The sequence below is a fragment of the Streptomyces acidiscabies genome, from assembly GCF_020010905.1.
GTDB lineage: Bacteria > Actinomycetota > Actinomycetes > Streptomycetales > Streptomycetaceae > Streptomyces > Streptomyces acidiscabies.
This window is the reverse complement of the sequence record NZ_JAGJBY010000001.1, coordinates 5,280,020-5,306,621: the sequence shown is the minus strand read 5'-3', so window position 1 is coordinate 5,306,621 and position 26,602 is coordinate 5,280,020. Positions and strand designations below refer to the sequence as shown.

23 protein-coding genes, 1 pseudogene and 1 CRISPR repeat array are annotated in these 26,602 nt (G+C 68.0%); of the genes and pseudogenes, 15 read left to right on the top strand and 9 right to left on the bottom strand.

Annotated features, from left to right (window positions below; all coding sequences use genetic code 11):
• Window positions 1-33: 33 nt before the first annotated feature.
• Window positions 34-1,176: a lipid II:glycine glycyltransferase FemX gene (locus tag J8M50_RS24105; RefSeq protein WP_010361050.1), complete on the bottom strand. Its 1,143-nt coding sequence runs from the start codon at window positions 1,174-1,176 to the stop codon at window positions 34-36.
• A 113-nt stretch (window positions 1,177-1,289) separates the two neighbouring features.
• Here J8M50_RS24105 and J8M50_RS24100 point away from each other — a divergent pair, with 113 nt between their 5' ends.
• Both J8M50_RS24100 and J8M50_RS24095 read left to right on the top strand, forming a co-directional pair.
• Entirely contained in the window at window positions 1,290-2,372 is a 1,083-nt protein-coding gene (locus J8M50_RS24100) for a sensor histidine kinase (RefSeq protein WP_010361049.1), read from the top strand.
• A gap of 67 nt (window positions 2,373-2,439) precedes the next feature.
• Window positions 2,440-3,186, top strand: coding sequence for an alpha/beta fold hydrolase (locus J8M50_RS24095; RefSeq protein ID WP_010361048.1), 747 nt, complete (start codon window positions 2,440-2,442; stop codon window positions 3,184-3,186).
• 258 nt (window positions 3,187-3,444) lie between these two features.
• Here J8M50_RS24095 and J8M50_RS24090 read toward each other — a convergent pair whose 3' ends face one another.
• Complete coding sequence (locus J8M50_RS24090; protein WP_029184752.1) at window positions 3,445-4,206, bottom strand: class I SAM-dependent methyltransferase; 762 nt, start codon at window positions 4,204-4,206, stop codon at window positions 3,445-3,447.
• Window positions 4,207-4,256: 50 nt separating this feature from the next.
• A complete protein-coding gene (locus J8M50_RS24085) occupies window positions 4,257-5,321 on the bottom strand; it encodes a DUF475 domain-containing protein (RefSeq protein ID WP_010361046.1) in 1,065 nt (354 codons plus the stop codon).
• Window positions 5,322-5,858: 537 nt separating this feature from the next.
• Between J8M50_RS24085 and J8M50_RS24080 the strand changes: the two genes are divergently transcribed.
• Together J8M50_RS24080 and J8M50_RS24075 are read left to right on the top strand one after the other, a co-directional pair.
• Window positions 5,859-6,311: a hypothetical protein gene (locus J8M50_RS24080; RefSeq protein ID WP_010361045.1), complete on the top strand. Its 453-nt coding sequence runs from the start codon at window positions 5,859-5,861 to the stop codon at window positions 6,309-6,311.
• Between the two features lie 242 nt (window positions 6,312-6,553).
• On the top strand, window positions 6,554-7,939 hold the full coding sequence (locus J8M50_RS24075) for a type IV secretory system conjugative DNA transfer family protein (RefSeq protein ID WP_010361044.1): 1,386 nt from the start codon (window positions 6,554-6,556) through the stop codon (window positions 7,937-7,939).
• Between the two features lie 51 nt (window positions 7,940-7,990).
• On the opposite strand, the gene J8M50_RS24070 is transcribed toward J8M50_RS24075, so the two are convergent.
• Window positions 7,991-8,758: an IS5/IS1182 family transposase gene (locus tag J8M50_RS24070; protein ID WP_029183378.1), complete on the bottom strand. Its 768-nt coding sequence runs from the start codon at window positions 8,756-8,758 to the stop codon at window positions 7,991-7,993.
• Between the two features lie 64 nt (window positions 8,759-8,822).
• On the opposite strand from J8M50_RS24070, the gene J8M50_RS24065 reads away from it, so the two are divergent.
• The 10 genes from J8M50_RS24065 (at window position 8,823) to J8M50_RS24020 (ending at window position 21,745) form a co-directional block, all read left to right on the top strand.
• The gene (locus tag J8M50_RS24065) at window positions 8,823-9,158 is read left to right on the top strand and encodes a hypothetical protein (RefSeq protein WP_010360960.1); all 336 of its coding nucleotides are present in this window, start codon (window positions 8,823-8,825) and stop codon (window positions 9,156-9,158) included.
• A gap of 203 nt (window positions 9,159-9,361) precedes the next feature.
• Window positions 9,362-9,829: an ATP-binding protein gene (locus J8M50_RS24060; RefSeq protein WP_010360961.1), complete on the top strand. Its 468-nt coding sequence runs from the start codon at window positions 9,362-9,364 to the stop codon at window positions 9,827-9,829.
• Between the two features lie 982 nt (window positions 9,830-10,811).
• Window positions 10,812-12,168: direct repeats of the CRISPR family, unit length 37 nt; unit sequence GTTGCGATCCTCGGTCACCCCGGAGGGCGACCGCCAC.
• A 203-nt stretch (window positions 12,169-12,371) separates the two neighbouring features.
• Window positions 12,372-14,723, top strand: a complete 2,352-nt coding sequence (locus tag J8M50_RS24055; RefSeq protein WP_306045183.1) for a CRISPR-associated endonuclease Cas3'' — start codon at window positions 12,372-12,374, stop codon at window positions 14,721-14,723.
• Between the two features lie 491 nt (window positions 14,724-15,214).
• Window positions 15,215-15,970, top strand: a complete 756-nt coding sequence (gene cas5c / locus J8M50_RS24050) for a type I-C CRISPR-associated protein Cas5c (RefSeq protein WP_063748140.1) — start codon at window positions 15,215-15,217, stop codon at window positions 15,968-15,970.
• Between the two features lie 7 nt (window positions 15,971-15,977).
• Window positions 15,978-17,789 (top strand): type I-C CRISPR-associated protein Cas8c/Csd1, encoded by a 1,812-nt coding sequence (cas8c, locus tag J8M50_RS24045; RefSeq protein ID WP_010357663.1) that lies wholly within the window; start codon window positions 15,978-15,980, stop codon window positions 17,787-17,789.
• 82 nt (window positions 17,790-17,871) lie between these two features.
• The gene (gene cas7c, locus J8M50_RS24040) at window positions 17,872-18,744 is read left to right on the top strand and encodes a type I-C CRISPR-associated protein Cas7/Csd2 (protein ID WP_010357662.1); all 873 of its coding nucleotides are present in this window, start codon (window positions 17,872-17,874) and stop codon (window positions 18,742-18,744) included.
• Window positions 18,741-19,406, top strand: a complete 666-nt coding sequence (cas4, locus tag J8M50_RS24035) for a CRISPR-associated protein Cas4 (RefSeq protein WP_010357660.1) — start codon at window positions 18,741-18,743, stop codon at window positions 19,404-19,406. The genes cas7c and cas4 overlap by 4 nt, the downstream gene beginning before the upstream one ends.
• Entirely contained in the window at window positions 19,403-20,437 is a 1,035-nt protein-coding gene (gene cas1c, locus J8M50_RS24030) for a type I-C CRISPR-associated endonuclease Cas1c (RefSeq protein WP_010357659.1), read from the top strand. Before cas4 ends, cas1c begins: the two co-directional genes overlap by 4 nt.
• Window positions 20,437-20,727 carry a CRISPR-associated endonuclease Cas2 gene (gene cas2 / locus J8M50_RS24025; RefSeq protein ID WP_010357658.1) on the top strand — a complete coding sequence of 97 codons (291 nt, stop codon included), beginning with the start codon at window positions 20,437-20,439 and terminating at the stop codon, window positions 20,725-20,727. The genes cas1c and cas2 overlap by 1 nt, the downstream gene beginning before the upstream one ends.
• 415 nt (window positions 20,728-21,142) lie before the next feature.
• Window positions 21,143-21,745: a non-canonical purine NTP pyrophosphatase gene (locus J8M50_RS24020; protein WP_010357657.1), complete on the top strand. Its 603-nt coding sequence runs from the start codon at window positions 21,143-21,145 to the stop codon at window positions 21,743-21,745.
• Between the two features lie 21 nt (window positions 21,746-21,766).
• On the opposite strand, the gene J8M50_RS24015 is transcribed toward J8M50_RS24020, so the two are convergent.
• The 4 genes from J8M50_RS24015 to J8M50_RS24000 are packed head-to-tail and all read right to left on the bottom strand — an operon-like array spanning window position 21,767 to window position 24,778.
• Window positions 21,767-22,486: a class I SAM-dependent methyltransferase gene (locus tag J8M50_RS24015; RefSeq protein WP_010357656.1), complete on the bottom strand. Its 720-nt coding sequence runs from the start codon at window positions 22,484-22,486 to the stop codon at window positions 21,767-21,769.
• 20 nt (window positions 22,487-22,506) lie between these two features.
• Window positions 22,507-23,865 carry a hypothetical protein gene (locus tag J8M50_RS24010; protein ID WP_010357654.1) on the bottom strand — a complete coding sequence of 453 codons (1,359 nt, stop codon included), beginning with the start codon at window positions 23,863-23,865 and terminating at the stop codon, window positions 22,507-22,509.
• Window positions 23,865-24,620: a hypothetical protein gene (locus J8M50_RS24005; RefSeq protein ID WP_010357652.1), complete on the bottom strand. Its 756-nt coding sequence runs from the start codon at window positions 24,618-24,620 to the stop codon at window positions 23,865-23,867. Before J8M50_RS24005 ends, J8M50_RS24010 begins: the two co-directional genes overlap by 1 nt.
• Window positions 24,620-24,778, bottom strand: coding sequence for a hypothetical protein (locus J8M50_RS24000; RefSeq protein ID WP_158002826.1), 159 nt, complete (start codon window positions 24,776-24,778; stop codon window positions 24,620-24,622). Before J8M50_RS24000 ends, J8M50_RS24005 begins: the two co-directional genes overlap by 1 nt.
• A gap of 185 nt (window positions 24,779-24,963) precedes the next feature.
• On the opposite strand from J8M50_RS24000, the gene J8M50_RS23995 reads away from it, so the two are divergent.
• Entirely contained in the window at window positions 24,964-26,160 is a 1,197-nt protein-coding gene (locus J8M50_RS23995) for an ISAs1 family transposase (protein ID WP_079187963.1), read from the top strand.
• Here the strand turns inward: J8M50_RS23995 and J8M50_RS23990 are convergent.
• Window positions 26,156-26,554: pseudogene (locus J8M50_RS23990) on the bottom strand (hypothetical protein); the annotation flags it as partial. The gene J8M50_RS23995 and the pseudogene J8M50_RS23990 sit on opposite strands and share 5 nt — an antisense overlap.
• Window positions 26,555-26,602 lie beyond the last annotated feature (48 nt).

Sequence of the window (26,602 nt, the reverse complement as noted above, 5' to 3'; positions counted from 1 at the left end):
CGTGGAGACACAGACTCACGACAGCCCCGGAACTCATCGCCCGCGCCGCTTCATGTAGAGGTCGAAGGCCCGGTACACCATCGGCCGCAGCGGCAGGTCCCACTCACCGGGGTACCGCACCGCCCGCCCGCCGGTGCCGACCTTGAACTGGATCAGCCCGAGGTGCGGGTCGCCCGCGTCGAGTGTGGGGGTGATGCCGCGCAGGTCGTACACGTCGCAGCCGGCCGCCAGCGAGTCGCGGATCATCGCCCACTGGCAGGCGTTGGAGCCGCGTACCTCGCGTTTCGCGGTGGAGGAGGCGCCGTACGCGTACCAGGCGTGGGCGCCGACGCGGACCAGGACGGCGGCGGCGACCACGTCGCCCTGGTGGCGGGCCAGGTAGAGGCTGATCCGCTCGGGGTCCTCGGCGTTCAGCTCCGCGAACATGGTTTGGAAGTAGCGCAGCGGCCGGGGCGTGAAGCGGTCGCGTTCGGCGGTGTGGACGTACAGGTCGTGGAACGCCTTCAGGTCCGTGCCGACCGTGACGTCTACGCCTTCCCTGGCCGCCTTCTTGATGTTGCGGCGCCAGAGCTGGTTCATGCCCCGCAGGAGGTCGTCCTCGCTCCTGCCGGTCAGCGGGATCTCGTACTTGAACTGCGGGTGCCCGACCCCGAAGCCGTCCTCGGGGCTCTGCGGCAGCCAGCCTCCGTCCCGGAGTGCGCTGGTGACGGCCGGGTCGGACCACTCGGCGGGCAGGTCGGTGAGCCGCTCGACGGCGGGATCGCCGATGCCCTCCTTGACCTGGTCGGCGCTCCAGGTGTCCGTACGGACCGGCGGGCCGAGCCGGACGGCGAACGCGCCCTGTGCCTTGAGGTACGCCGCCAGCGGGTCGAGCCACGCGGCGATGTCGCCCGTCCAGTCGATGACCGGGCCCTCGGGCAGGTAGGCCAGCGTGTAGCGCTCCAGCCTCGGCACCGGGCGGTGCAGGGCGAGCCCGGCGCCGACCAGCCGCCGGCCGTCGTACCAGCCGAGGGACTCGCCGCGCCACTCCGTCTTGACGCGGCCCCAGGCCGGGGTCTGGAGGAAGCTGACCGAGCGCTGGGCCCGGACGAACGCCAGGTGGTCGGCGGCGCTGATCGGGCCGACGGTCAGGTTTCCCCGGAGGGGGGCGGTTCGGGCTGGTTCGCTGTAGGACATTCGTCCAGCCAAGGGCGCGTGGCGTTGTGGGTGCGTATGCGGTTTCCGATATGCCGACGATATGCGGCGGACCGTAGCGTGTGTGTGGTGGTCGTCTCTAGATAGGGAGAACCGTGGACAGGGCGCCCGGACCGAGTGTCCGGCTCAAGCTGACCCTCAGCTATGCCGGATTCCTCATGCTCGCCGGTGCCTTGCTGCTGGGCGCCGTGGGGGTGTTCCTCCTGCGGGAGGGGTGGTTGCGGACCAACGAGAGGGGGGCGTGGCAGGCGACTCCGGGTACCGCGTTCGTCAACGGTTTCGCGCCCATGGCAGCTGCCGTCATGGCGTTCCTGCTGGTGTTCGGGCTGCTGGGGGGATGGTTCCTCGCCGGCCGTATGCTCGCTCCCCTGGCCCGCATCACCGGCGCCACCCGCACGGCGGCCACGGGGTCGCTCTCGCACCGCATCCAACTGCCCGGCCGCCAGGACGAGTTCCGTGAACTCGCCGACGCCTTCGACGCGATGCTCTCGCGGCTCGAAGCGCACGTCGGTGAGCAGCGGAGGTTCGCGGCCAACGCCTCGCACGAGCTGCGCACACCGCTGGCGATCTCCAAGTCGCTGCTCGACGTGGCCCTCGCCGACCCCTCGCACGACACCGGCGAGGTTCTCGGCCGCCTCCAGGCCGTCAACACCCGGGCGATCGCCCTCACGGAGGCACTGCTCCTGCTCGGCCGTGCCGAACGGCGCTCCTTCACCCGCGAACAGGTCGATCTGTCCCTCATGGCGGAGGAGGCCACCGAGACGCTGCTCCCGCTCGCCGAGAAGAGCGGCGTGTCCGTCGAGACCCTCGGCGGTGTCACCCCGACGAGCGGGTCACCGGCGCTTCTGCTGCAACTGACCATGAACCTCGTGCACAACGCGATCGTCCACAACCTGCCCGAGCGGGGCAGCGTGCGGGTCACGACCGGCGTCCGTGCCGGGAGCGCGGTGCTCACGGTCGAGAACACCGGCGCCCAGCTCAGTACGGAACTCGTCTCGACCCTCACGGAACCGTTCCAGCGCGGCACGGAACGCGTCCATGCCGACCACGCGGGCGTCGGTCTCGGTCTGGCCATCGTCAGGACCATCGCCGAGGCACACGAGGGACGGCTCACCCTCACCCCGCGTCCTGCCGGGGGGCTCCGCATCACCGTGGAGTTCCCTCCGCCCTGTTCCTGAGGCGCCGCGCGCGTTTACCACGGGCCTGCGGGGAAAGATCGCCCTCTCCGTCGACCTCTGGAGAGACATGACCGTCGTATTCGTCCACGGTGTACCCGAGACCGGAGCGATCTGGGACCGGCTGCGCCGCCGCCTCGACCGGGAGAGCATCGCTCTGAACCTGCCGGGGTTCGGCACCGGGAGGCCCGCCGGGTTCGCCGGCGGGAAGGACCGTCACGCCGAGTGGCTCGCGGCGCGGCTGCGGGAGGTGGAGGGGCCGGTCGATCTCGTCGGGCACGACTGGGGGGCGCTGCTGACGTACCGGGTGGTCACGGCGTACGACGTACCGCTGCGGAGCTGGGCCGCGGATGTCGCGGGTGTCCTGCACCCGTCGTACGTCTGGCACGCCCTCGCGCAGATCTGGCAGACCCCCGGCGACGGCGAGGCGTGGTTCGACCGCCTGCTCGCGACGCCGCACGACGCTCCCGGCAGCATCGCCGGGGTCCTGCGGGCCCAGGGGGTCCGGGAGGCCGACGCACGGTCCCTCCAGGAGGGGATCGACGAAGTAATGGGCCGCGAGATCGTCGACCTGTACCGGTCGGCGACGCCGAACCTGTACGCCGACTGGGGGGCCGGTCTGCGCGAGACGTCGGCTCCCGGTCTGGCGCTGCATCCGGCCGGGGATCCCTACGACGACCGGGATGCGGGGGCCGAGGTGGCGCGGATGCTCGGTGCGGAGGTGCGGGTTCTCGACGGGGTCGGGCATCAGTGGATGCTCCAGGATCCGGAGCAGGGGGCCGATGCGCTGTGCGGGTTCTGGGACGCGGTGGGGTGACACGCCGTCCTTGACGCCGGTGTGGTGCGGGTCCCGGCGCCGCCGGGGAACAGCCGTCGCCGCTCGTCCTGTCCCTGGAGGACGGCGGCGACTACCGGGCCGGCGTCACCGAACTGCGGGGCGGCGGGCCGCTGGACAAGGTGATCCTCCCCCCGGCGCGTGCCCGTGCCGGACGGCGTCGATCTCGTCGCCACGTACGCCCGAGCGTGAGTACGAGGAGACCTGCGAGAAGCTGCGCAGCGTCGCCCTGCAGGCCCGTCAGCCTGACAGCCGGGCCTTCCAGATCTCGTCGCTCGGCCATTGCCGGGCCCAGTCGGCGGAGACCTCCGGGTAGTCCTGCGCGTCCTGAGGTGCCTGGATCTCGATCAGGTCCTCGACGACGAAGCCGCAGGATCGCAGCAGACGGAGCGTTTCGCCGTGCGGCAGGATGAACTGCGTGTGGTTCCCCTCCTCCAGCCGCGTCAGGCCGAACTGGGGGCGGGACAGGGTGGTGGTTGCGGTTTCCTCGGGCCGTGCGCACAGCGCGAACAGCGGTGAGTACTGCGAGAACACCAGCCGTCCGCCGGGGACGAGGAGCCGGGCCGCCTCCGGGATCCACAGGTGGGGGTCGCACCACAGCGAGGCGCCGAATTCGCTGATCGCCAGGTCGAACGTGTCGTCCTCGTAGGGCACCTGCTCGGCATTGCCCAGGACGAGGGGGAAGTCGATGCCGAACTCCGCCTGCATCGCCCGAGCAGTGGCGAGCTGCTTCTCCGAGAGGTCGATGCCGACGGGGTGAGCGCCTGCTCTGGCCAGCCATGCGGAAACGTAGGCGGTACCGCAGCCCAGTTCGATGGCGCGCATCCCGTCGATGCCGTCGGGAAGCACGCGGGCCTGCGACTCGGGGGTGCCCCACAATCCCCAGGACGGTTCCTTCTGCGCCCAGTGATCCCGCGCGAGGGGACCGTGCCACGCAGCCGCCTCGTCGTCCCAGAACCGCCGGTTCCGCTCCACATGATCTGCCGGGCCGTCATGAGTCATGGAGTCATTCGACCGAAGACGCCACTGTGCCGGCAACGGAATTTCCGCCCCTACGCCACCGCCAGCGCCCGGTTCCTCCGTACCGACGACCAGAACGAACTCCCGATCAGGACGACCCCCACGAGCCCGGTGACGATGTCGTTGATCTCGTACTGGATGGTGACCAGCAGCAGCACCGCGAGCGCGCCGATCGCGTAGTGCGCGCCGTGCTCCAGATAGACGTAGTCGTCGAGCGTGCCCTGCCGGACCAGATAGACCGTCAGCGACCGGACGTACATCGCGCCGATCCCGAGGCCGAGGGCCATCAGGACGATGTCGTTGGTGATGGCGAACGCGCCGATGACGCCGTCGAAGGAGAACGACGCGTCGAGGACTTCGAGGTACAGGAACATGAAGAACGCGGCGCGCCCGGCGAGGGCGAGCGGGGAGCCGGGGGACGGCTGGTCCTCCTCTTCCTCCAGCCGGTTCTCGAAGAAGCCGGAGAGGCCGCCGACGACCAGGTACGTGACGAGCCCGGCGATGCCCGCGACGAGGACCGTCTGTGCCTTGTCCGCGTGGGCGCCCCCGTGCTGGTGGGCGTGGGCGGCGAAGGTCATGGCGGTGATCAGCAGGGCGCCGAGGGCGATGCAGACGGACAGCGCGTCGACCTTGCCGAGTTTGGCGAGGGGGCGTTCCAGCCAGCGCAGCCACTGGATGTCCCGTTCCTCGAAGATGAAGTCGAGGAAGATCATGAGCAGGAACATCCCGCCGAACGCGGCGATCGCCGGATGCGCGTCGGTGACCAGCTGCTGGTACCGGTCCTTGTCGGTCAGGGCGAGGTCGACGGCGTCGTACGGATTCAGCTTGGCGGTCATCGCGACGATGACCACGGGGAACGCGAGCCGCATCCCGAACACCGCGATCAGCACGCCCACCGTGAGGAAGATCTTCTGCCAGAAGGCGTTCATCTTCTTCAGGACCCCGGCGTTGACCACCGCGTTGTCGAACGACAGCGACACCTCCAGCACGGCGAGGATCGCCACCACCCCGAGAGCCGACCACCCCCCGTACAACACGCCCGCGACCAGCCCGAGCACGGTACAAGCGAACGCCCACCGGAAAGTCCTCAGCACCACGGCCACTCACTCCTGTTGTCGACGCCCGTTGTCTATCACGATCACGCCCACTATCTCTGGCCGGAGAGTAGACGCGGAGTGAGGAACCCGAGGCGGGGCGGGTCGGACCTGTGATTCTTCCGAGATCGGTGCCCGTTCCAAGATTTGCGCAAATCCAGTACGCGAGCCGGTAGGGCACCAAGGCCGGGGACAGCGGTTCACCCCATGTCTGCGGAGGTTGGGCTTGGGATCTCCCAGCCCAGAACCGGGCGATCGCCCGCCGCGAGGGGCTCTGTGCGAGCAACTCGCGGACCAGCGCATCGTTTTAGTGATCGACGATTGTCCCAGGGTCTCCTGGATCACGGGCAGGTTTCGCCCTCTTTACCTCTGACGAGCTGGACCGCTTTCCGATGCGAGGTCCACGTGTGGTTCTGTGAGGTTGCCGAACTCCGAACAACAGCAGCAATGTTCACTGCCCGATCTGAGGCGGTTACCTCCGCACGACGGTGTGTACGCAGCTTGTACATCCGTTGCTCGAAGAACCAGGGAGTGGTTGACATGGTGAGGTTGAAGGACACGTCGAAGGTGAAGAACCGTACGAGGAAGGTCGGCGCAGCCGTGACCGCAGTCGCAGCGGTTGCCGGAGGGATGGTCTTCGCGGCCACACCCGCGACCGCCGCAGACTCCGCCACCTTCTCGATCGAGTATGGGGCGAGTTACTACAAAGGTACGGCCACCTGGTCCAACCGGTCGGTTGCCGTCAACGGATCGTTCAAGGCCACTGGGTGTCGGCGGATCTACGCGCGAGCGTTTGCAGGCAGCACCACACTGGACTTCCGGAGCACCAGCACCTGGTGCGACAAAGCCGGGCCTGCGAACTTCACCCTTGCCGCGGACGTCGTCGGTGGGTCCGACAACATCTGGGTCTACATGACCGACGAGAACCAGGTGTACCTCAAAGGGATGACCTGCTACCGCAGCTCCGGCTCCTGCATCGACGGCCTGCACTAGCGCCAGGGCCCGGCGGGGCTGTCCCGCCGGGCGACTTAAGCCGTAATGGGCCCTCTTGCTGGCAGAGAAATGCATGCACCGCCGATCCGTACGACTTCGGGTACTCGCTCGGCGTCTCCCAACGCCCCCGCGATGTCCCGTTGTGGTCGCGGGCTGACAAGGTGTGCCGGGGCCCCGATGGGGTCGGGTAGGACGCTACGGCTTCGCTCCGCTGATCCGCGAGTGGGGGTCCGGTCCTGGCGATGTCGACGAAGCCGGACCTCGTGGAGTACACGCTCGACGCCCGCCGCTCCGGGGAGCGTCCGGTGTTCGTCTTCGACCCGCAGAACATTGCGCCCTCGCTCCCCCGGTTCCGGTGGCAGCCGATCAACGGCGCCGACGACACGCAGACCGCGATGATGCGCGCCAAGGCGCTCGTCGCGGGTTCTCGTACGCCGGGCTCGGCACGGCAGTCGTCCGAGGGCAGCGCCTTCTACCGGGGCCAGGCCGCCAAGGTCCTCGCCGCGCTCCTGCACGCCGCAGCCCTCGACGGCGCCGGCCTGGACCACGTCCTGCGCTGGGCCCGCAAACTCACCGACCCGTCACCGCTGGGCATCCTCACCGCGCACCCCGGCGCGGGTCCCGGCTGGGCCGACATGCTCCGCACCTCCACGACCGGCGACAGCCGCACGGTCGGCAACACCGCCGTCACCCTCGAAGCCGCGCTCGAACCCCTCGTCCACGAAAGCGTCCTCGACGCCCTCCGGGGCAGGAAGGGCGAGGCGCCGACGGACTTCCGGGAGATCCTCGACGCGGGCGGCACCGTGTACCTCCTCGGCAAGGACTCCGAGGCCAACTCCATCGCACCCCTCACCACGGCGCTCACGGAAGACCTCTTGGACATCGCCGAGACCCACGCCGTCGCCTCCCCGGCGGGCCGCCTCGACCCGCCCCTCCTCGGCGCGCTCGACGAAGCCCCCAACATCGCGCCGATCCCCTCCCTGCGCCAACGCGTCGCCGACGGCCGCGGACGCGGCATCACCGTCATCTACGGCCTCCAGGGCTGGGCCAGCGCCCGCGCCCGCTTCGGCGACGACACCGCCGACGAACTCGCCAGCTTCACCAACCGCGTCATCGTCTTCGGCGGCGCGAAGGACCCCGGCTTCCTCAAGGACATGTCGGAGCTGTGCGGCCAGGTCGAACGAGTCCGCACCACCCGCACCACCACGACCGGCGACCGAGGCGGCGAATCCACCGCTACCCACACCGCGCTCGAAGCCGTCCTGCGCGGCGACGAGATCAAGGCACTCCCCGAGGGCCACGCGCTCCTCCTCGCGGACAACCTCCCGCCGGTCATCACCCGCCTCGACGGGATGTGGACCTGGGACACCTGGGACGGAGATCCAAGGTCACGTCCAGGGGCTGAGGCGGGCGAACGAGGCCGAGCGGCTGAAGCAGGCGGTGGAGAAGGGACGCCGGGCGGCGGCACACGCCAAGGCGTGGCGGTACCGGCAGGACACGGTCGCGTGAGCGCGTTCCCGCCGTTCCCTGAACTCCCCGCCACGGTCGCCGAGTACGCCGCCGCGCGGACCACCGACATCAACTCCCTGAGCACCCCAGCACCGTGGGACCTAAGGACTGTCCCGTAAATGATCTTCGAGCTGTCTCGGGCGTGGTTGGCCGTCGTGCGGGCCGCTCGTCTATCCGGCGAGGGCGAGGTTGTGTATCCGGGCGATGCCGAGCATGGCGTGGTGGACGCCATCGCCTTTGAGGCGGCAGTCGCGGAGGATCTTCCAGGTCTTCATGCGGGCGAAGACGTGCTCGACGCGGGCGCGGACCTGCTTGTGGGACTTGTTGTGTGCTTCCTTCCAGTCCGGAAGGTCTTCGCCCTTGCGCCGGCGGTGGGGCATGACGAGCCCGGTCCCGGGATAGCCGCCGTCGGCGATCGTCATGGTCTTGCCGACAGCGGCTTTGGCGCCGGATTCCTCCCACGCCTTGCAGTCGTTGCGGTTTCCGGCGAGAGGCCGGCCCACCACGACGACCAGGCGGGTGTCGGCGTCGATGACGACCTGATGGTTGGTCGAGTACCGGTAGTTCTTGGACTGCTCCGCGACCGTGTGGTCCCGGGTGGGGACCAGGGTGCCGTCCACGATGAGCACGGTGTCCTTGGCGAACCGCTTGCGGGGCTGGAGCGCGAGCATCGGCCCGAGGTGGTCGATGATGCGGTCGGCTGCCGACTTGGACACCCCGAAGAGCGGGGCGAGCTGGCGCATCGTCAAGTTCGTGCGCCAGTACGCCGCGACCAGCAGAGCCCGGTCCTCCAGCGGGAGGCTCCACGGCCGGCCCTTGCGGACCGCATCCGCACCTTCGCGCCGCAGTACGGTCACCAGCTTGCCGAACAGGCGGGGGCTCAGCCCGGTGAACGGGGCTATCCAGGACGGCTCCGACGCCGTGATCACACCAGACACATCAAGATCATCTCACCCGTGACCAGCAGTTACGGGACAGCCCTTAGGCGCACTCCCCGGCGAAGTGCTCGAACCGGTCCTGGACTGGATAGACGCGGTCTGCCGGTGGCTGAACCAGACGTACGCCTGGCAACCCCACCAGGTCCTCCCGCCCTGCTGGCAACAGCACGAGCAACTGGCCTACGAGATCGCCGCGTTCGCCTTCACTCGCATCGACACCACCACCGACCCTGGCACGGCAATCATCTGGCACGAGCAGTACGACCGCTTCGTCCACCGGCTGAACAACACCCTCGGCAAGGCCGGCGACGACTGCCGCGTAGGACGCCACGAACCACGCCCGGCACGCTTCGCACTCTCTGCCTGGCCTCCGGAAAACAGAGCCGGTGGGCCGACGTGATCCGCCAACTCCCGGGGTACGGTTCGGAAAGTACGTAGTCCCACCTTCCGCCTCAACGACGGAAAACCGACGCCTCTACCACATCTCGCCCGGTGGTCAAGGGAGTTCGGGTCAACTGTCTGTGGACAATCTGTCCTCACACAGCTCTTGCCCGGTGGAATTCTTTTTCCCTCCGAAGCCGTCCCCGAGGTGAGGATGCCGCCATGACACGTCGCGATCCCCAACATCCGACGTACGAATTCGCGATCCCGGCCACCATCGAAGCGGTCCCGACCGCGCGCCGCCGCGTCGTCGCACTGGCCGGACAGCTCGGCCTCGCCCTGTCGGACGATCTACTGAGTACTGTCGAACTCCTGGCCGGCGAGGTCATCGCCAACGCCGTTCTCTACTCGGGCGCCCCGTGCGGCATCGCCGTGACACGCACTCGCAAGAGTCTCCGTGTCGAAGTCACCGACATGATCTCCTTGTTGCCGACCGTCACTGAAGCAGGGCCGGACGACGAAGGGGGCCGTGGCCTCCTCCTCGTAGAGGCACTTGCCGACATCTGGGGAACTCAGACGAACCCGCCGGGAAAGACGACGTGGTTCGAAATCCTGCTGCCAGCTCCGCTCATCCCAACGGGAGACAGTTCCCCAACACGGCACCTACCACGTCTCCGCGCACGCATCTAGCCAAACGCTCCACCCCGCAGGGCAACACGACATCACCAGCAAATATGCGGCGATCGCCACTACCAAGAACCTCAAAAGAGCAGAAACAATCCGCCTGACACTCACCTCCGGACAACGAATATGCCGCCGGTGCCGCTTATTTCCCATCGTCAGTGGATCGATCGCTCAGAGGCCGACTGTGGCATGTGACCGCCGGACAAGTTGGCGCACAGTTCCAAATTGTTGCGATCCTCGGGCGCCCCGGAAGACGACCGCGACCAGGTCGTGCTGTGCCTCGGTAGCCTGGACCGCGCTGTTGCGATCCTCGGTCGTCCTGGAGGACAACCGCCACATCCCGGTCACCGTCGCCACGGTCCGGTTGACGGCGTTGCGATCCCCGGTCGCCCCGAAGGACGACTGCCACCAGGCGTTCGGCTCCCAAGTGGTCCGCCCACGCGGCGTTGCCGAAGAACCGTTCAACGCTCCGGTTGTTGCGATCCTCGGTCGCCCCGGGGGGGGCGAGCGCCACGGTCCGGTACACGACGGTCAGCAACTTCCTGGGGATGTTGCGATCCTCGGTCGCTCCGGGGGCAACCGCCACACCTGGGTAGCGATCCACTCCTCGTAGGTCATCTCGTTGCGATCCTCGGTCACCCCGAAGGGCAACCGCCACACCCCTGGGGCAAGAAGGTGTGAGCGATCGTGCCGGTGTTGCGATCCTCGGTCGCCCTGGAGGGCGACCGACACACGGTGAGGAGGGACTGGCCGCGCACGCTCATCCCGTTGCGATCCTCGGTCACCCCGGAGGGCGACCGCCACCGCCGGGCCGCGCTGACTGCCGTACGGCCCGGCGACGTTGCGATCCTCGGTCACCCCAGAGGGCGACCGCCACCGTCAGCGTCAACCCCGCCCGCGCGCAGGCCGCTTTGTTGCGATCCTCGGGTCACCCCGGAGGGCAACCGCCACTCGGGTCCGTACTCGACGCGGAGGCTACCGATGGCCGTGTTGCGATCCTCGGTCACCCCGGAGGGCGACCGCCACGTAGACGACCAGCGGACGGCGCTCGCTGGCGGCGTCGTTGCGATCCTCGGTCACCCCGGAGGGCGACCGCCACGTCTCTGACACCGGGGCTCCGGTGCAGGTCAGCGCAGGTTGCGATCCTCGGTCACCCCGGAGGGCGACCGCCACACCGGCGTCCGGAAGTCGGCTGCCGCCCCGACCGACATGTTGCGATCCTCGGTCACCCCGGAGGGCGACCGCCACCGCCGAGGCGTGGTTCGCCTGGCTGCGGCGCACGGTGGTTGCGATCCTCGGTCACCCCGGAGGGCGACCGCCACCACGTCGTACTGGCGGAGCGCCGGCACAGACAGATGTTGCGATCCTCGGTCACCCCGGAGGGCGACCGCCACGAGCGCGAGTGCGCCAGGTACGGGCTGCGGTCGCTGTGGTTGCGATCCTCGGTCACCCCGGAGGGCGACCGCCACCCGCCGCACCCCAGCGGCACACACCGACCTGGACCGGTTGCGATCCTCGGTCACCCCGGAGGGCGACCGCCACACGCGCGCACACCGTCTCGACCACGACCTGGTTGTAGTTGCGATCCTCGGTCACCCCGGAGGGCGACCGCCACTGCCGGGCCTCGGTCCCCACGCCACCCGCCCGGTACGGTTGCGATCCTCGGTCACCCCGGAGGGCGACCGCCACTCAGCGCGGTAGTTGGGGTGACCACCCTGTCTGCCGTTGCGATCCTCGGTCACCCCGGAGGGCGACCGCCACGTCCTTCGGGTAGAGGTCGTACGTGGGGGGGTTGGGGTTGCGATCCTCGGTCACCCCGGAGGGCGACCGCCACCCGAGTACGAGCGGCACGCGACCGACCCCAAGCGCGTTGCGATCCTCGGTCACCCCGGAGGGCGACCGCCACCATAGACCCTAGGGTCTAACGTGCTGAGCGAGGGGGTTGCGATCCTCGGTCACCCCGGAGGGCGACCGCCACCCCAGAACGGCCTGCCGTACCAGTGGGCCGGCAACGGGTTGCGATCCTCGGTCACCCCGGAGGGCGACCGCCACCGAGATCCACAAGCCGTACATCCGCAAGTACGGGCTGTTGCGATCCTCGGTCACCCCGGAGGGCGACCGCCACGAGCTGGCCCGCGTTCACGCCGACCGAGGTGCAGCCGTTGCGATCCTCGGTCACCCCGGAGGGCGACCGCCACCGTCGTACGGCAAGTGCGAGGCGTCGTACATCACCGGTTGCGATCCTCGGTCACCCCGGAGGGCGACCGCCACTCGTGGCCCGGGGGTGCAGGGCGCGCACCGGCAGACCGTTGCGATCCTCGGTCACCCCGGAGGGCGACCGCCACGCTGGCTGACCAGCACATTCATCGTATCGAGTGGAGGTGGGAACAAGTCCAGGGCGAAGCAGACACCAACAAAGTGGACATTTTCCTTAGGTGCGTTCCGCGTGTCGCGTGTGCACTAGAGGTTCCGAAGCATGGCGTTCGGTGATTCGACGGCGAGGTGAGGAGCCTAACCGGAACTGAGGGCTTCTTCGCGGGCGTTGTCAGTGAGGGTGTGTACGTTTCGGCCCACCAAGGCTCGGCGAAAGGGCCTGCGTCTTCCGGGAGGGACTGTTGTGGGTGGGTCCGGGGGTGTGCTGATCGCGCACAGCCGTAGCGACGTGTCGGGGCAGCAGCATTCGCTGGAAGCGCATCTGCGGGGTTCAGCGGCTCTGGCTCGGAAGTTCGGGGAGGTGTTCGGGGTAGGGGAGTTGGCCGAGTACCTGGCCTTGGTCCATGACGTGGGAAAAGGCTCGTGTGCGTGGCAGGACGGGCTTCGTGCGGTGGAGCGCCGTGGCGGAGGAAAGGTGGGGGTGAGGCACAAGCATGCCGGCACGGTGCTGGCGAAGCAGTACACACATACGGCGTTCTCCGCGGTGGTGTTCGGTCATCACGGTGGTCTGCCGAGCCTGGAGTCGTTGAAGACGGAGTTGACGAAGACGCAGCGGGGCGGGGAGTACGCCGGGGTCGTGGAGGAAGCGGTCCGGGCGGTGGAGCGGGTGGTCCCGGAGATCCGGCCGCAGTCGCGGCTCGCGGTGCCGGGATGGCTGCGCGGGTTGCCGAAAGCGGATGGTCTGCTGGGGATGGATCTGCTGGTGCGGATGCTGTTCAGCTGCGTGGTGGACGCGGACTTCCTGGACACGGCCGCGCACTTCGGTGACGGAGTGGTGCGACTGCGGGAGCCGGTGGACATGGGGGTTCTGCTGGAACGGTACGAGGCGCGGCGTGCAGAGTTGCTGGCGCGCAGGGCGCCGTCTCCAGTGGATGCGGTGCGGGAGTCGGTGTACGGGCAGGCATGTGCGGCGGCGTCGGGGGAGCCGGGGGTGTACGTGCTGCACGTGCCCACGGGCGGGGCGAAGACGATGGCCGCCGGTGCTTTCGCGCTGCGGCACGCGGCGGCGTACGGGAAGCGGCGGGTGGTGATGGCCGTGCCGTACATCTCCATCACAGAGCAGAACGCCGCCGTCTACCGGCAGTTGCTGGACCCCGAGCCGGGGTCGGGACAGGAGGCGGTGGTGCTGGAGCACCACAGCAGCGTGGACCTGGACCTGAACGAGAAGAGCCTGCTGGACGGGGTGAGCGACAAGGAGCGGGAGGAGTGGGAGCGGCGGGCGCACGCGGCGCGGCTGGCGGCGGAGAACTGGGACGCGCCGTTCGTGGTGACCACGACGGTGCGGCTGTTCGAGTCTCTGTTCTCGCACAAGCCGTCACAGATGCGGCGGCTGCACCATCTGGCCGGGTCGGTGATCGTGCTGGACGAGGTGCAGTCACTGCCGGATGGTCTGCTCGTGCCGATCCTGAGCGTTCTGCGGGGACTGGTCGAACACTTCGGGGTCACCGTGCTGCTGGCGTCGGCCACTCAGCCGTCATTCTGGGATCTGCCCCGCTGGCAGGGTCTTGAGCGCAAGGTGATCGTCGAGGACCCGTCAGCGCTGTTCACCGCGCTGCGCCGGGTGACCTACGAGTGGCGCACCGGGGACGATGTGACGCTGGAGTCCATCGCCACGGAGGCGGCCGGGCACCGGCAGGTCCTGACCGTGGTGGCGACCACGAAGGACGCGGCCCGCTTCCACCGCCACCTCGATGAGCGAGCGGCCGAGGGCGAGGTGCTGCACCTGTCGACGCGGATGACGGGCGCGCACCGGCGTGAAGTCATCGCCAGGATCAAGGAGTTGCTCGCTTCGGGTGAAGCGGTGCAGGTGGTGTCGACGAGTCTGATCGAGGCCGGGGTGGATCTCGACTTCCCGCGGGTGTACCGGGCTTGGGCTCCGGCGGAGTCGATGCAGCAGGCGGCCGGCCGCTGCAACCGCGACGGCCACCTCGACAGCGGCATCGTGGTCATCTTCCGTCCCACGGACGGCCATCAGCCAAAGAGCAGCGAGTACAACGCCGCCGTACAGGCCACCAACAGCTTCTTCGGACCCGACCGGGCCTTCCCCGACGATCTCAAGGCGCTGGAGAAGTACTACCCCGACCGCTACGCCATGCAGGCCGAACTGGGTGAGCAGATCGAGGACTTCCGCTGCAAACTGAACTTCCCGGAGGTCGACCGACTGTTCCAGATGGTCGAGGACGGCCACAGCGTCCCCGTCGTCGTGATCCGCAGGGAAGAGGACCGGGAGAAGATCGAGGCCGCCGTCGCCCAGCTCCAGAACCCGGTGCGTCCGTGCGGGCCGGAGGTTCTGCGGGGTCTACAACAGCACACCGCGTCCCTGCCGCGCGGCGAGGCGGAGCAAGCACTGCGGTCGGGACTTGCCGTGATGGTGACGGCCGACCTGATCCTGTGGCTCGGCGCCTACCACGAGCAGCGCGGTCTCGACCCGGACGAACCCGAGGACCGTACGGCCTTCACCCTCTGAAACCCGGTTCCTCTGAGCCGCCGGTTCGGTGCGTGCCACGATGACGTGGCAGCCTCCGCGTGGGCTGCGTGGCGGCCCGCCAGGCGGATGTCTGTCCTTGGTGAGCCGGGGATCGCAATTGCGGACGTACGTTGCTGTGTTCGACTGACTCGCGTGGGGGTCAAGGGGAGTACTCCTTGGCCCCCGTCCGCTGAGGTCCTCCGCGCTCCGTCGACGGACGTAGATTCTGCCGGTCCTCAGGGAACGCCCGGACGCCCCCTTTCCCACTCGATCACCATCAGTTTCAAGCAAGTACGTCCTCAAAAGGGGATGAGAGTGCGCCTCCTGCCATGCCCTGCGGAGCCGTGTCTTGCTAGCGCCTTTCACGGTCAATGCGCAGGTCAGATGGCGTTGTCAGTGGCTGCCTCTACGGTGTGCAGCCACTGATGTCGCTTCTGCGTAACACCGGTACGTGGAGGGCGACTTGGAGAACTCGGAAGGGAGCGGTGAGCGTGACATCTCGTGCGGCGGCTGCGTCGCGGCTAGCTGAGCGGCGGGGGAACGACGGGTGGGTGTTTCCGGATCTGGTGGTGGAGGTGTCCGGTCCGCTGGCGTGTTTCACTCGGCCGGAGCTGAAGGTGGAACGGGTGTCGTACCCGGTCATGAGCCCTTCGGCAGCTGTGGGGTTACTGGAGACCATCTTCTGGAAGCCGGAGTTCGCGTATGTGGTGCGGGCGATCGAGGTCCTCGCACCGATCGAGTGGATGTCGGTACGCCGCAACGAGGTCAAGTCGGTCATCAGTCCCGGTGAGGTGGCTGCGCTCCGCAAGGATCCGCAGAGGCGGTACGACGTGGAGACGGACCGGGACCAGCGCAACAGCATGTTGCTGCGGGACGTCCACTACCGCATCCGGACACAGGTGGTGCTGACGCAACGCGGCTCGGGTGAACGGGTGGAGAAGTACCGCGAGCAACTGCGGCGCCGGGTGGACAAGGGAGCCTGTTTCGCTCAACCGTTCCTGGGATGCCGAGAGTTCAGCGCCTCCTTCGGCCCTCAGACCGATGCCGTACCGATCGACCGGGACGAGGAGCTCGGCGTGATGCTGCACTCGATCGTCTACCCGGACTCGGGCGGGGAGAAGTACCGATGGTTCCGCGCCCAGTTGCGCCGGGGAATTCTGAAAGTTCCACTCAAGCCGCTGGGTGTGAACGAGGTGGCGATGCCTGCCAGTTCGGCCTGGCGTGCCGACGGTACTCAGGCGGGGTGAAGCAAGGATGCTGCTTCAGAGCCTGACCGAGTACGCCAACCGCGCGGAGAGCGACGGCAAGCTTCCCCCTGCCTACTACCGGGACAAGAAGATCCAGTGGGTGCTGCGGATCGCAGCCGACGGTTCGTTCGTCGCGCTCGACAACCGCCGTCCTCCCAAGGGGTCGAAGGACAAGCCGCTCTCCCTCAACACTCCTTATGCCTACCGGGCAGGCATAACGCCGCCGCCGTATCTGCTGGTCGACACCGCTCAGTACGTACTGGCGGTACCGAAGACCGACAAGGACGGCACCGTCAGCGAAGCCGCCGTGCGGGAGGCAGTGCGCCGCCAGGGTGAGTACACCGACCTGCTGTTGTCCTGGACACAGGAAGCGGCAGACGATCCGTACGCGCAGGCCGTGCACGCTTTCGTCACCGGCGGCGGCCTGACGCGGATTCACCGCCCCGACGACATGACCTCCGCGGACAATGTCGCGCTGATGGGGCCGAACGGGACATGGCTGCACGACCTGCCGTCGGCGTTTTCCTCGTGGGCGGCCACCGTGCGCTCCCGTAAGTCCAACGGCGACGCGCGAGGGTGGTGTCTGGTCTGCGGGGAAGAGGGTGAACTGCTGGCCACGATCCCCGAGAGCATCAAGAGCGGATCGATCCCCACCGGCGGTCAGGCCCGTGACTCCCAGCTGATCAGCGTGAACGCCGCCGCATACGGCCGCGACGGCATGTTGCAGCTGGTGAACACACCGGTGTGCGAGAGGTGCGGAAGCCGGGCCATGGCCGCACTGAACCTGCTGCTGGCCACCGACACCCATCGCCACCGCGGCACGGACGCGGTCACCGTGTGGTGGACCAGGGAACAGACCGACAACTTCCTCGAAGCGCTCGACAGTCCCACCGAAGAGGACGTCGCCGCGCTTCTGGCTGCCTTGAACGCCTGTCCCGACCCGGTCGCGGCTGCTCGTCTGGAACCCGGTTCGTACTACGCGCTGACCCTCGCGCTGAACAACGCCCGCGCGGTCGTGCTGGACTGGCTCGACATTCCGATCGGACGGCTGCGCAACCACCTGGGTGCCTGGTTCGAGGACCACCGGGTCTACGACGGCTGGGAGGACAAGTACCGGTACCTGCCGCTGTGGCACCTGGCGATGTCGACCGGCCGATGGGACGAGAAAGCCAACAGGTACGTCGCCCGGAGCGCTCCCAAGGGACTGGAGAACGAGCTGCTGCACGCCGCGTTCACCCGCGGTCCGCTACCCGCTCGTGTCCTGCCTCACCTGCTCCAGCGCATCCGTGCGGACCGACGGATCGACCGCCCCCGCATCGCCCTGCTCCGCCTCGCCCTGCATCCCAACCGTAAGGACTACCAGGTGACCGGCCCCGCACCCTACCTAAGCATCACCAGCCAGCAACCTGGCTACCTGTGTGGCCGCGCCTTCGCCATCCTCGAAGCTATCCAGCACAAGGCTCTGCCAGACATCAAGGCCACCATCAGGGATCAGTACTTCGGTACCGCAATGACCGCTCCGGCTGCCGTCCTGACCAACCTGCGCAACGGTGCCAACGGTCACCTCAAGCGCCTACGCCGCGACAAACCCGGCACCTATTACGCCTTGGAAGTACGCCTGTCCGACGCATTCGCCGCACTGATGCAGCTCGACGAGGGCATCCCCGTCCTGCTGGACACCCGTCAGAAAGCGTGGTTCGTCCTCGGCTACGACCAGCAGCGTGCCGCCGACAACGCCGCTCGCGCCGCTCACAGGAGGGCGCAGGAAGAAAACGGAGGCGGGGAGGACAGCGGCCCGGACGAGCCGGAGTCCGAGTAGTCCGGCAGCACGCTCGTCACCAGCACCACCGTTTCCACCGCTCGATCTGACGTACCGGCCTTCCGAATCTGGAGAGTTTTCCATGACCGCCCCGCACCTCGACCCGGCCCGCAAGACGGACTTCGTGTTCCTGATCGAAGCCCGTGACAGCAACCCCAACGGCGACCCCGACGCCGGCGGTATGCCTCGCACCGACCCGGTCTCGGGCCAGGGTCTGATCACCGACGTCGCGATCAAGCGCAAGATCCGCGACACCGTCGCGCTCCTCAACGAGGACGAGAAGAAGCCCGGCTACGACATCTACGTCGAGGCCGGTGTCGCTCTCAACTCCCAGCACGAGCGCGCCTACGCTCCCGATGCTCTCGGGGAGAAGGCGAGCCAGTTCGACGCTCAGCAGTGGATGTGTCGAACCTTCTTCGACATCCGCATGTTCGGTGCGGTGATGACCACCGGCAAGAAAGACCGCCAGGCCGGCCGTGTCCGCGGTCCCCTCCAGCTCACGTTCTCCCGCTCCGTCGACCCCATCACCCCCCTGGAGTACGGCATCACCCGCGTCACCCCCACCAAGCAGGAGGACGTGGACAGCGGGAAGGCCACCGAGATGGGTTCCAAGCACATCGTCCCCTACGGCCTCTACCGCGGTGAAGGCCACTTCAGCGCCCCCCTCGCCACGCGCGCCCACGTCACCACCGACGACCTCGCCATGTTCTGGCGGGCCTTCACCCTCATGTTCGACCACGACCGCGCCGCCGCCCGCGGCGAACTCAACCTCCGCGGCCTGTATGTCTTCACCCACGACGACAAGTACGGCGCGACCCCCGCGCGCCAGCTTCTGGACCGCGTCACCGTCAAGGGTCCCGGCGACGCCACCGCGCGCGCCTTCACCGACTACCAGGTCGACGTCGACGGAGCCGACCTGCCCGAGGGAGTCACCCTCACCACCCTCGTCGGATGACCGCACCGTCCCGGCAGTGCGGAGAGGACGACCTGCTCCAGGTTCCCCTCTCCGCGCTGGAGCACTACGCCTACTGTCCTCGCCAGAGCGGGCTGATCCTCCTCGAAGACGCCTTCGCCGACGACGCCGCGACCGTCCGCGGAACTCTGCTGCACGAGCGCGTCGACACCCCCGGCAACCGGGGCCGAGGCACGGTCCGCACCCTGCACGCTCTGCCGGTCTGGCACGACGGACACGGCCTGACCGGCATCTGCGACACCGTCGAACTCCACGCCGACGGCCGCGTCCTGCCGGTGGAACACAAATCAGGCCGCTACCACCCCGGCGGCCCGGCCGACGTACAGGTCGCCGCTCAGGCGATGTGTCTGGAAGCCATGTTCCACCGGCCCGTCCCCGAGGCCGTGATCTACTCCGCCGCCGACCGGCGACGCCACCCCGTCACTGTCGACGAACCCCTGCGCACCCGCGTCCTCGACCTCACCGACCGGGTCCGCGACCTACTCACCACCCACCACCTACCCGCTCCGGTCGCCGACGGACGCTGTCGGCGCTGCTCCATGGCCACCGGCTGCATGCCCCATCTCCTCGCCGACACCCACCGCTACCGCCAAGCACTCACCGACCTCTACCGCCTCGACGACCTCCAGGACACCGACGCGTGACCACCGAACTCCTCAACACCCTCTACATCCAGACCCAAGGCGCCGACCTGCGCCTGGAACATGACACCTTACGCATCCACCTCCCCGACACTCCCGGCCGACGTGTCCTCCCCCTTCGCCGCATCGACGGCATCGTCCTCTACGGCCACATCAACCTCTCCACCGAACTCATCACCCGCTGCGCCCAGGACAACCGGCCCATCACCTGGATGACCCGCGGCGGACGCTACATGGCCCGCCTCGACGGAGCCGTCCACGGCAACGTCCTGCTCCGCCACGCCCAACACCGCCTCCACGACGACCCCGCCGCACGTCTCGACATCGCCCGCAACATCGTCGCCGGGAAGATCCGCAACAGCCGCTGGATCCTGCTGCGCGCCGCCCGTGACGCCGCACCCGCCGCACGCGAGCGCATCCGCACCACCACCGACACCCTCGCCCAAGCCCTCGCCCAGACCGCCGAGGCCGACACCCTCGACATCCTCATGGGGATCGAAGGCAACGCCGCCCGCAACTACTTCACCGCGCTCCCCCAGGCCCAGCGGCCCTCCCCCGACATCCCCGCCTTCACTCACCGCAACCGCAGACCCCCCACCGACCCCGTCAACGCACTCCTCTCCTTCACCTACGGCCTCCTGCGCAGCCTCGTCCACGGCGCGGCCGAACAAGTCGGCCTCGACCCCTACATCGGCTTCCTCCACGGTCTGCGTCCCGGGAAACCCGCCCTCGCCCTAGACCTCATGGAGGAGTTCCGCCCCGTCCTCGCCGACCGCTTCGTCCTCACCCTCCTCAACCGCCGCCAAATACGCGCCGAACACTTCGAACACCTCACCGGCGGCGCCGTACGACTCACCGAAGACGGCCGCAAAACCCTCCTCACCGCCTGGCAGGAATGGAAGACCCAGACCTGGGAACACCCCCTCGCCGGACGCACCGTCCCCGCCGGACTCCTCCCCGCCGTCCAAGCACGCCTCCTCGCCCGCCACCTGCGCGGCGAACTCCCCGGCTACCTCCCCTGGACCGCAACCTGATGCACCTCCTCCTCACCTACGACGTCGACACCACCACCCCCGCAGGACGCCGCCGCCTCCGCCACGTCGCCAAACTCTGCGAAGGCCACGGACTACGCGTCCAGAAGTCCGTTTTCGAGATCGTCGCCGACGACCCCAGCCTCCTACGGCTCCTCCACGAACTCGACAGCATCATCAACGCCGACACCGACAGCATCCGGCTCTACCGTCTACCCCACAACGGCTTCAACGAGGTCCAGACTCTCGGTGTCGCCCAAGTACAACCACACCACGACGACCTCGTCCTATGACCGCCGCCCCGCTCCACTTCGGAACCTCAAGCACACACAACACGCACACCGCACCAAAGCAAAAGATCCGAATTCACCTAACCTGCTCCATCAATACGGCTCTACAGCAACCATCGAATAAAGTGATCTTGCTAGTCAATCGGCGTGGCGGTCACCTTTCGGGGTGACCGAGGATCTCAACGGCCCGATGTACGCCGGACCCTCATCCCTACGCGCGGGCGGCGGTCACCTTTCGGAGTGACCAAGGATTGTGCCTCTCTTCCCGATCAAGTTGTCTATTCTGGCGATCCCCTGAAGCAGACCGCACCCAGCCAAGACCCTGAGCATTGGTCTTCAAGATTTAGCGTCGCTCACCTCCCTGCTCCCCTCCTTCTCGCCACGCCCTCGTTCATCTCTCAGAGGAGAAATCTGTCTCATGTCATGGTCCAAGGTGTCGATGTGCACTGGCAACCCTGGAAAGTTCCGCACAGCTCAAGAGCACCTCGCCCCCTGGGGCATCGAAGTCGAGCAAGTACCCCTGGACCTGGACGAGATCCAGACAACGTCCGTGGCGGAGATCGCGCAGCACAAGGCCCGCCAGGCGTTCGCGCTTCTCGGGCGGCCGTTGTTCGTGGAGGACTCGGGTTTCTACATCGAGGAGTTCGGCGGCTGGCCGGGCCCGATGGTGAAGCAGGCGTTGGAGGCGTTCGGTCCCGACGGGTTCACGCATCTTGCGGACCGTACGGCGACGCGGGCGTGCAGGTTCGCCAGTGCGGCCGTGTACGTTGACGCGGAAGGCGCGCTGCACACGTTCGCCGACGACTCCCGTAAGCCCGGCACCATCGCGAAGGCGCCGGACCGGGGCAGTGGTGAGCGTTCCTGGTCCGACCTGTGGTCGATCTTCGTCCCGGAGGGCGCCACGACGACGCTCGCGGCGCTCCCGGATACCGAGCAGGAGCGGGTGTTCGCCGAGTGGCGGTCGACGTCCGTCGTCGCGGCGCTCGGGGCGTGGCTGGCCGAGAACCCGCCTCTGGCCTGACCAACCCCCGCCCACCGAGGGCTACTTGGTGGCGACCACGTACACGCTGGCCCACTCCCGCTTGGGGTTGGCGATCGTCGGGTCGAACTCCCAGGGCTCGACCGTCGTGAACCCGGCCTCGATGAAGAGCTGAACGAGCTTGTCGTGGTCGTAGGCCCAGTAGTGGGGGTGGTAGACGGGATCGTCGTCCTGGTCGCGGAACACGTAGTTGATCAGGTCGAGGTGGGTGTTGATGTGGTCGTGGCAGTCCCGTTTCCCGTACCACTTCTTGAGCATTGTGCGGGTGTCCGCGTCGCCGGAGGGGTAGCGGGAGAGGACGAAGCCGGCGTCGGGGACGCCGGTGACGACCCTCCCGCCGGGGGCGATGACGCGGTGGGCCTCGCGGGCGTAGTGCTTGGCGGAATTCGGGTAGTCGATGTGTTCCAGGAAGTGTTCGGAGAACAGATCGTGGACGGTGTTGTCGTGGAGGGGTATCCCTTCGCGGACGTCCCACAGAAGGTCGGCCGGCGGGACGGCGTCGATGTTGAAGTAGTCGTCGATGCGGTGGGCGCCCCCGCCGATCTGGACCTTGCGGGGCATGTCGTCGATCCGCCCGTCGGGCCATGCTTTCAGGGCGGCCGTGTGGGTGCGGTGAACGTCGAGTTCCTTGAGTGCGGCGCGCAGGGCGCGAGCGAGTCCGTGGGTGGTCGTCGGCTGTGCGAGCAGCTCGCTGATCTGCTGCGACACGATGTCGGGGGTCATGCCGAGGGTCTCCTTGCAGCTCAAGTCCGGGACAGGCTGCGGCTGTTGCGCATGAGGGTGTGCTTGATGTCGACGAGGCGCGGCGCGATCGTGAGGTCGAGCTGCTGCACGGGGTGGAGGTGTCCGGCGTCGTCCTGTTCCGCCCGCCAGACCCGGTAGGAGAGGTCGGGGTAGGCGGGGTTGATGCCGATCTCCCCTTTGGGAATCGTCCCGTTGAACGGCGTGAGGATGTCCATGTGGTTCCAGTAGTTCCACGCCTGGAGCGCCTTGTGCTGGTCGAAGTAGAAGTAGAAGTGGGGGTAGCGGCCGAAGGTCCGCAGTTCACGGTGGATGAGGTGGCCCAGGAGAGGGCCGAGGTGGGTGGCGAGGCTGTCGAACTCCCAGCGGGTGTGCCGCCATTCCTCGGGGGTCTGGCCGGGGGTGAAGAGGCGGGCGGCGATGAGGTGACTGATGCGTTCGGTGAGGTGACGGCGAGCGTGCCGGGGGTCAAGGGCCGGGTCGACCTGGGCAAGGAGAGTGTCGAACCGTGCGGGCGGGGGACGGAACTTGGCGAGGTCGAAGGTGCCGGCCATGGCCAGCTCGGAGGAGAAGATGAGGTCCTTGTAGAGCTGGTTGTTGAACTCCCCGAGTTCCGCGAGGCGTTGAGTCTCCGCGCTGGTGGAGTACAGCATCAGGTACTCGGCGAGCGCCTCGAAGTACACGTACCCCAGGATCGGCAGGCGCGGGATCGCCGAGTCGAGCAGTTGCAGGAACACCTCGGGGTCGACGGTGGTCTGCCCGTGGGCGATCGCGGAGGCGAGCGCAAGGAACCCGGCGGAGTTCTTCGTACGGCTGGTGATCGTCTCGCGGAGCTGGTGGCGTTCGGTCTTGGAGAGGAGGTATTCGAGGAGGCTGTAGATCCGCAGGTGGATCGCGCCGAGCCGCAGGTAGTCGATGCCGGCGAGTCCGCGGTACGCCTGGTGCGGTACGTCGATCTCGAAGACCAGCGGCGTCGGCGCCGCACCGGCCCGTCCGATGCGTCTCAGGAACGCCGGGGCCTCCCGGTTGAGGACGTACGCGGCGAGGTTGTGCATCCGCAGGCCGTTGCCGGTGGGGGTGAGCGGCGCGCAGTAGATGCTGCCGACCAGACATCCGCCCGAGGGGTAGAGGACCCCGTGTTCGCTGATCTCCTCCAGCGCGTGTGTGACGTGCAGGAGGTGCAGGGTGGTGTTGTCGGTGAGGGCGTCGAAGAGCGCGTTGCTGTGCAGCAGCGCGCCGTTGGGAGCCTCCTCGGCCAGACGCGTCTCCCACCCGACGTTCTCGACGGCGCCGGGGAGGACGGACGCGCCGTAGAACTCGTGGGCGTCCGCCCATAAGTGGTACGCATCAAGGACGTCCATCAGATCAACTCCCGCCGCGCAAACGCCTTCAGGACGGCGGACGTGCTGTCCGTCCCCGCCACGTGATCAGCCTCGGACCACAGCACGAGGTCGAAGGCGACGGCCTTCAACTCCTCGAACGCGTCCGCGCGCACGTGCCGCGCGTCGGGCCACCACTTGAGTTTCGGCAGGCGGTACCGGTCGAGCGCGTCGGCCGCCTTCACCACGTCGGTGACCACCCGAGCCGTCGCGTAGTCCGTCTCGTCGTCCGGCGTGAAGTCCGGGTACGGCACTTCGTGCAGCCGGACCGATACGGCGGCCTGCCGCACGGCGGCCGGGGTCATCTCCAGCCGGAAGCGTCCCCACACGTCCTCGGCGTTCACGGTCAACCAGCGCGCGGCCCGCGCACCGTGCCCCCGGTCGTCCTGGTCGTGAAGACGCCGACAGTCGTGGACGGCGGCGGCGACGATGACCGTGGCCATGTCCACCTCGTCGAGACCGGCAGCCTCCGCGAGCAGCGCCGCGAGCGCGGCCGTACGCATCCCGTGGCGCACACCGTGCAGGGAATCGTGGAGCCGGGGTTCCGCGAGCCACGCCGCCGGCATCGCCGTACGCACCAGGAGCCGACGCGCTACAGGACCCAACCTCGGTGCACCGTCGACGAGTTGGCCCGGCCGGTGTTCCGCGATCCAGTCCACCGTCTCGGCGTCGGTGAACTGGTGCCGGGGAAGCTCCTTGCGCGCCGCCAGCTCCACCAGGCTCGGAGTCGTACGCATCACGACTCGGAGGCGGACCGCGCCGATTCGAACTCGGCCGTGAACTCGGCGAGTTCGCTCTCACTCATCAGTACGACGTCCAGCTCGCGGGCGACCGCCGCGATGCGCTCGTGCGCCGCCACCACCTCGGCCGGGTTCGGCTCGTCGTCGAGGAGCACCTCGAACTCCGCGTGGTAGCCCCACAGGGCTCCGTCAAGTTCCGTGATTGCGTGGAGGGTTGGCGATCAGGCCGGTAGGGGCGGACAGCAGAGCAGGCACGGGGGTTCGTGATCATTGTGGTGTCGAAGCCAGATGATCACGAGGACGTCCCGTGCCTGCTGTTGCATCTTCCCCTATCCCTGCCGTGCTGGAGAAGCTGGGTCCGCTGGATGCGGACCGGATCGCTGACCTGCGTCCCTACCTCGAATCGGTTCCGGATCCGCGCTCGCGCCGGGGCCGGTGGTACTCGCTGACGGCGATCTTGCTGGTGTGTGCCTGCGCGGCCGTCTGCGGAGCGAAGAGCATCGACGAGCTCGCCGAGTTCGGCGAGCGGGCCACGAACTCGCTGCTGGCATCCCTCGGGGTACGCCGTCACCTGCTCGGCTGGCGGCGCAGCCCCAGGCCGGTCACTCTCGGACGCGTTCTTTCGGCACTTGACGGCGACGCCCTGGACCAGGCTGTGGGCGCCTACCTGGCCGACCGGCACCGCATCACCGCGTCCGCGGAAGTGCCCGAGGCCCGATCGCGGCAGGTCATCGCCGTGGACGGCAAGGCCCTCAGGGGCTCAGCCCGCCTGGCCGCGCCGCGCCGTCACCTGCTCTCGGCGGTCACCCACGACCGCGTCGCCACGATTGCCCAGGTCGAGGTCGGTGCGAAGACCAACGAAGTGCGCCACTTCAAGCCCCTGCTGGCGCCACTCGACCTCGCCGGCACCGTCGTCACCTTCGATGCCCTCCACTCGGTGAAGGCCAACATCACCTGGCTGGCCGAGACGAAGAAGGCCCACTACATCGCCGTCATCAAGACCAACCAGCCCACTGCCTACGCCCAGCTCGCCGCTCTGCCCTGGACGTCGATCAAGGTCCAGCACACCACCTCCGCCACCGCCCACGGCCGCCGCGAGTCCCGCTCGATCAAGACCTGCGCCATCGCCGACAACCTCGGCGGCATCGCTTTCCCCCACGCTCACCTCGCCATCCGGGTCCACCGCCGCCGCAAGCCCACCGGTCGGCCCGAAACCCGCGAGAACGTCTACGCGGTCACCAGCCTCGCCGCCCACCAAACCCGCCCCGCCGACCTCGCCACCGCCATTCGCGGGCACTGGGGAATCGAAAATTCCTCCCACTACATCCGAGACGTCACGTTCGCCGAGGACGCCTCGACCATTCACGCCGGCACCACGCCCCGCGCCATGGCCACCATCCGCAACCTCGCCATCGGCACCCTGAAGATCCTCGGAGCCGACAACATCGCCAAGACCACCCGCGCCATCCGCCACGAACCCGAACGAGCACTCGCCATCCTGGGCATCACCAACACCCCGGACACTCACGGAACTTGATCGAGCCCTGGTAGCCCCACGCTTCGCTCCACTTCACGGCGATCTCGACGTCGCCGAAACGGAAGTTGCGGCGCGCGTTGTACGCCTCATGCATCGTGCTCTCGAAGCCAAGCGTGTTGAAGATCCGGACGGCGGCGGGGACGTCGTCGTGCGCGATGGCGATCTCGGTCTCCGGGAAGGCCGAACCCTGGCCTATCTTCCCGTCCTTGAGGGTGATCTTCGCGGTGGTGGCGGTGATGTTGTCGGTGACTTTCAGCAGCCGGTCGGGGAGGACGTAGAAGTAGATGTACTTGTCGTCCTGGCCGAGGTCCTCACCGTCCCGTTCCAGACGCGCGACGAGCCGATCGTGGACTTCCTGACTGAAGCGGGCGCGCATCTCGATCTCGACAGGCACGGAAATCTCCTTGTTTCGGGCATGGGTGACCCGCCCGGACCGGCCAGG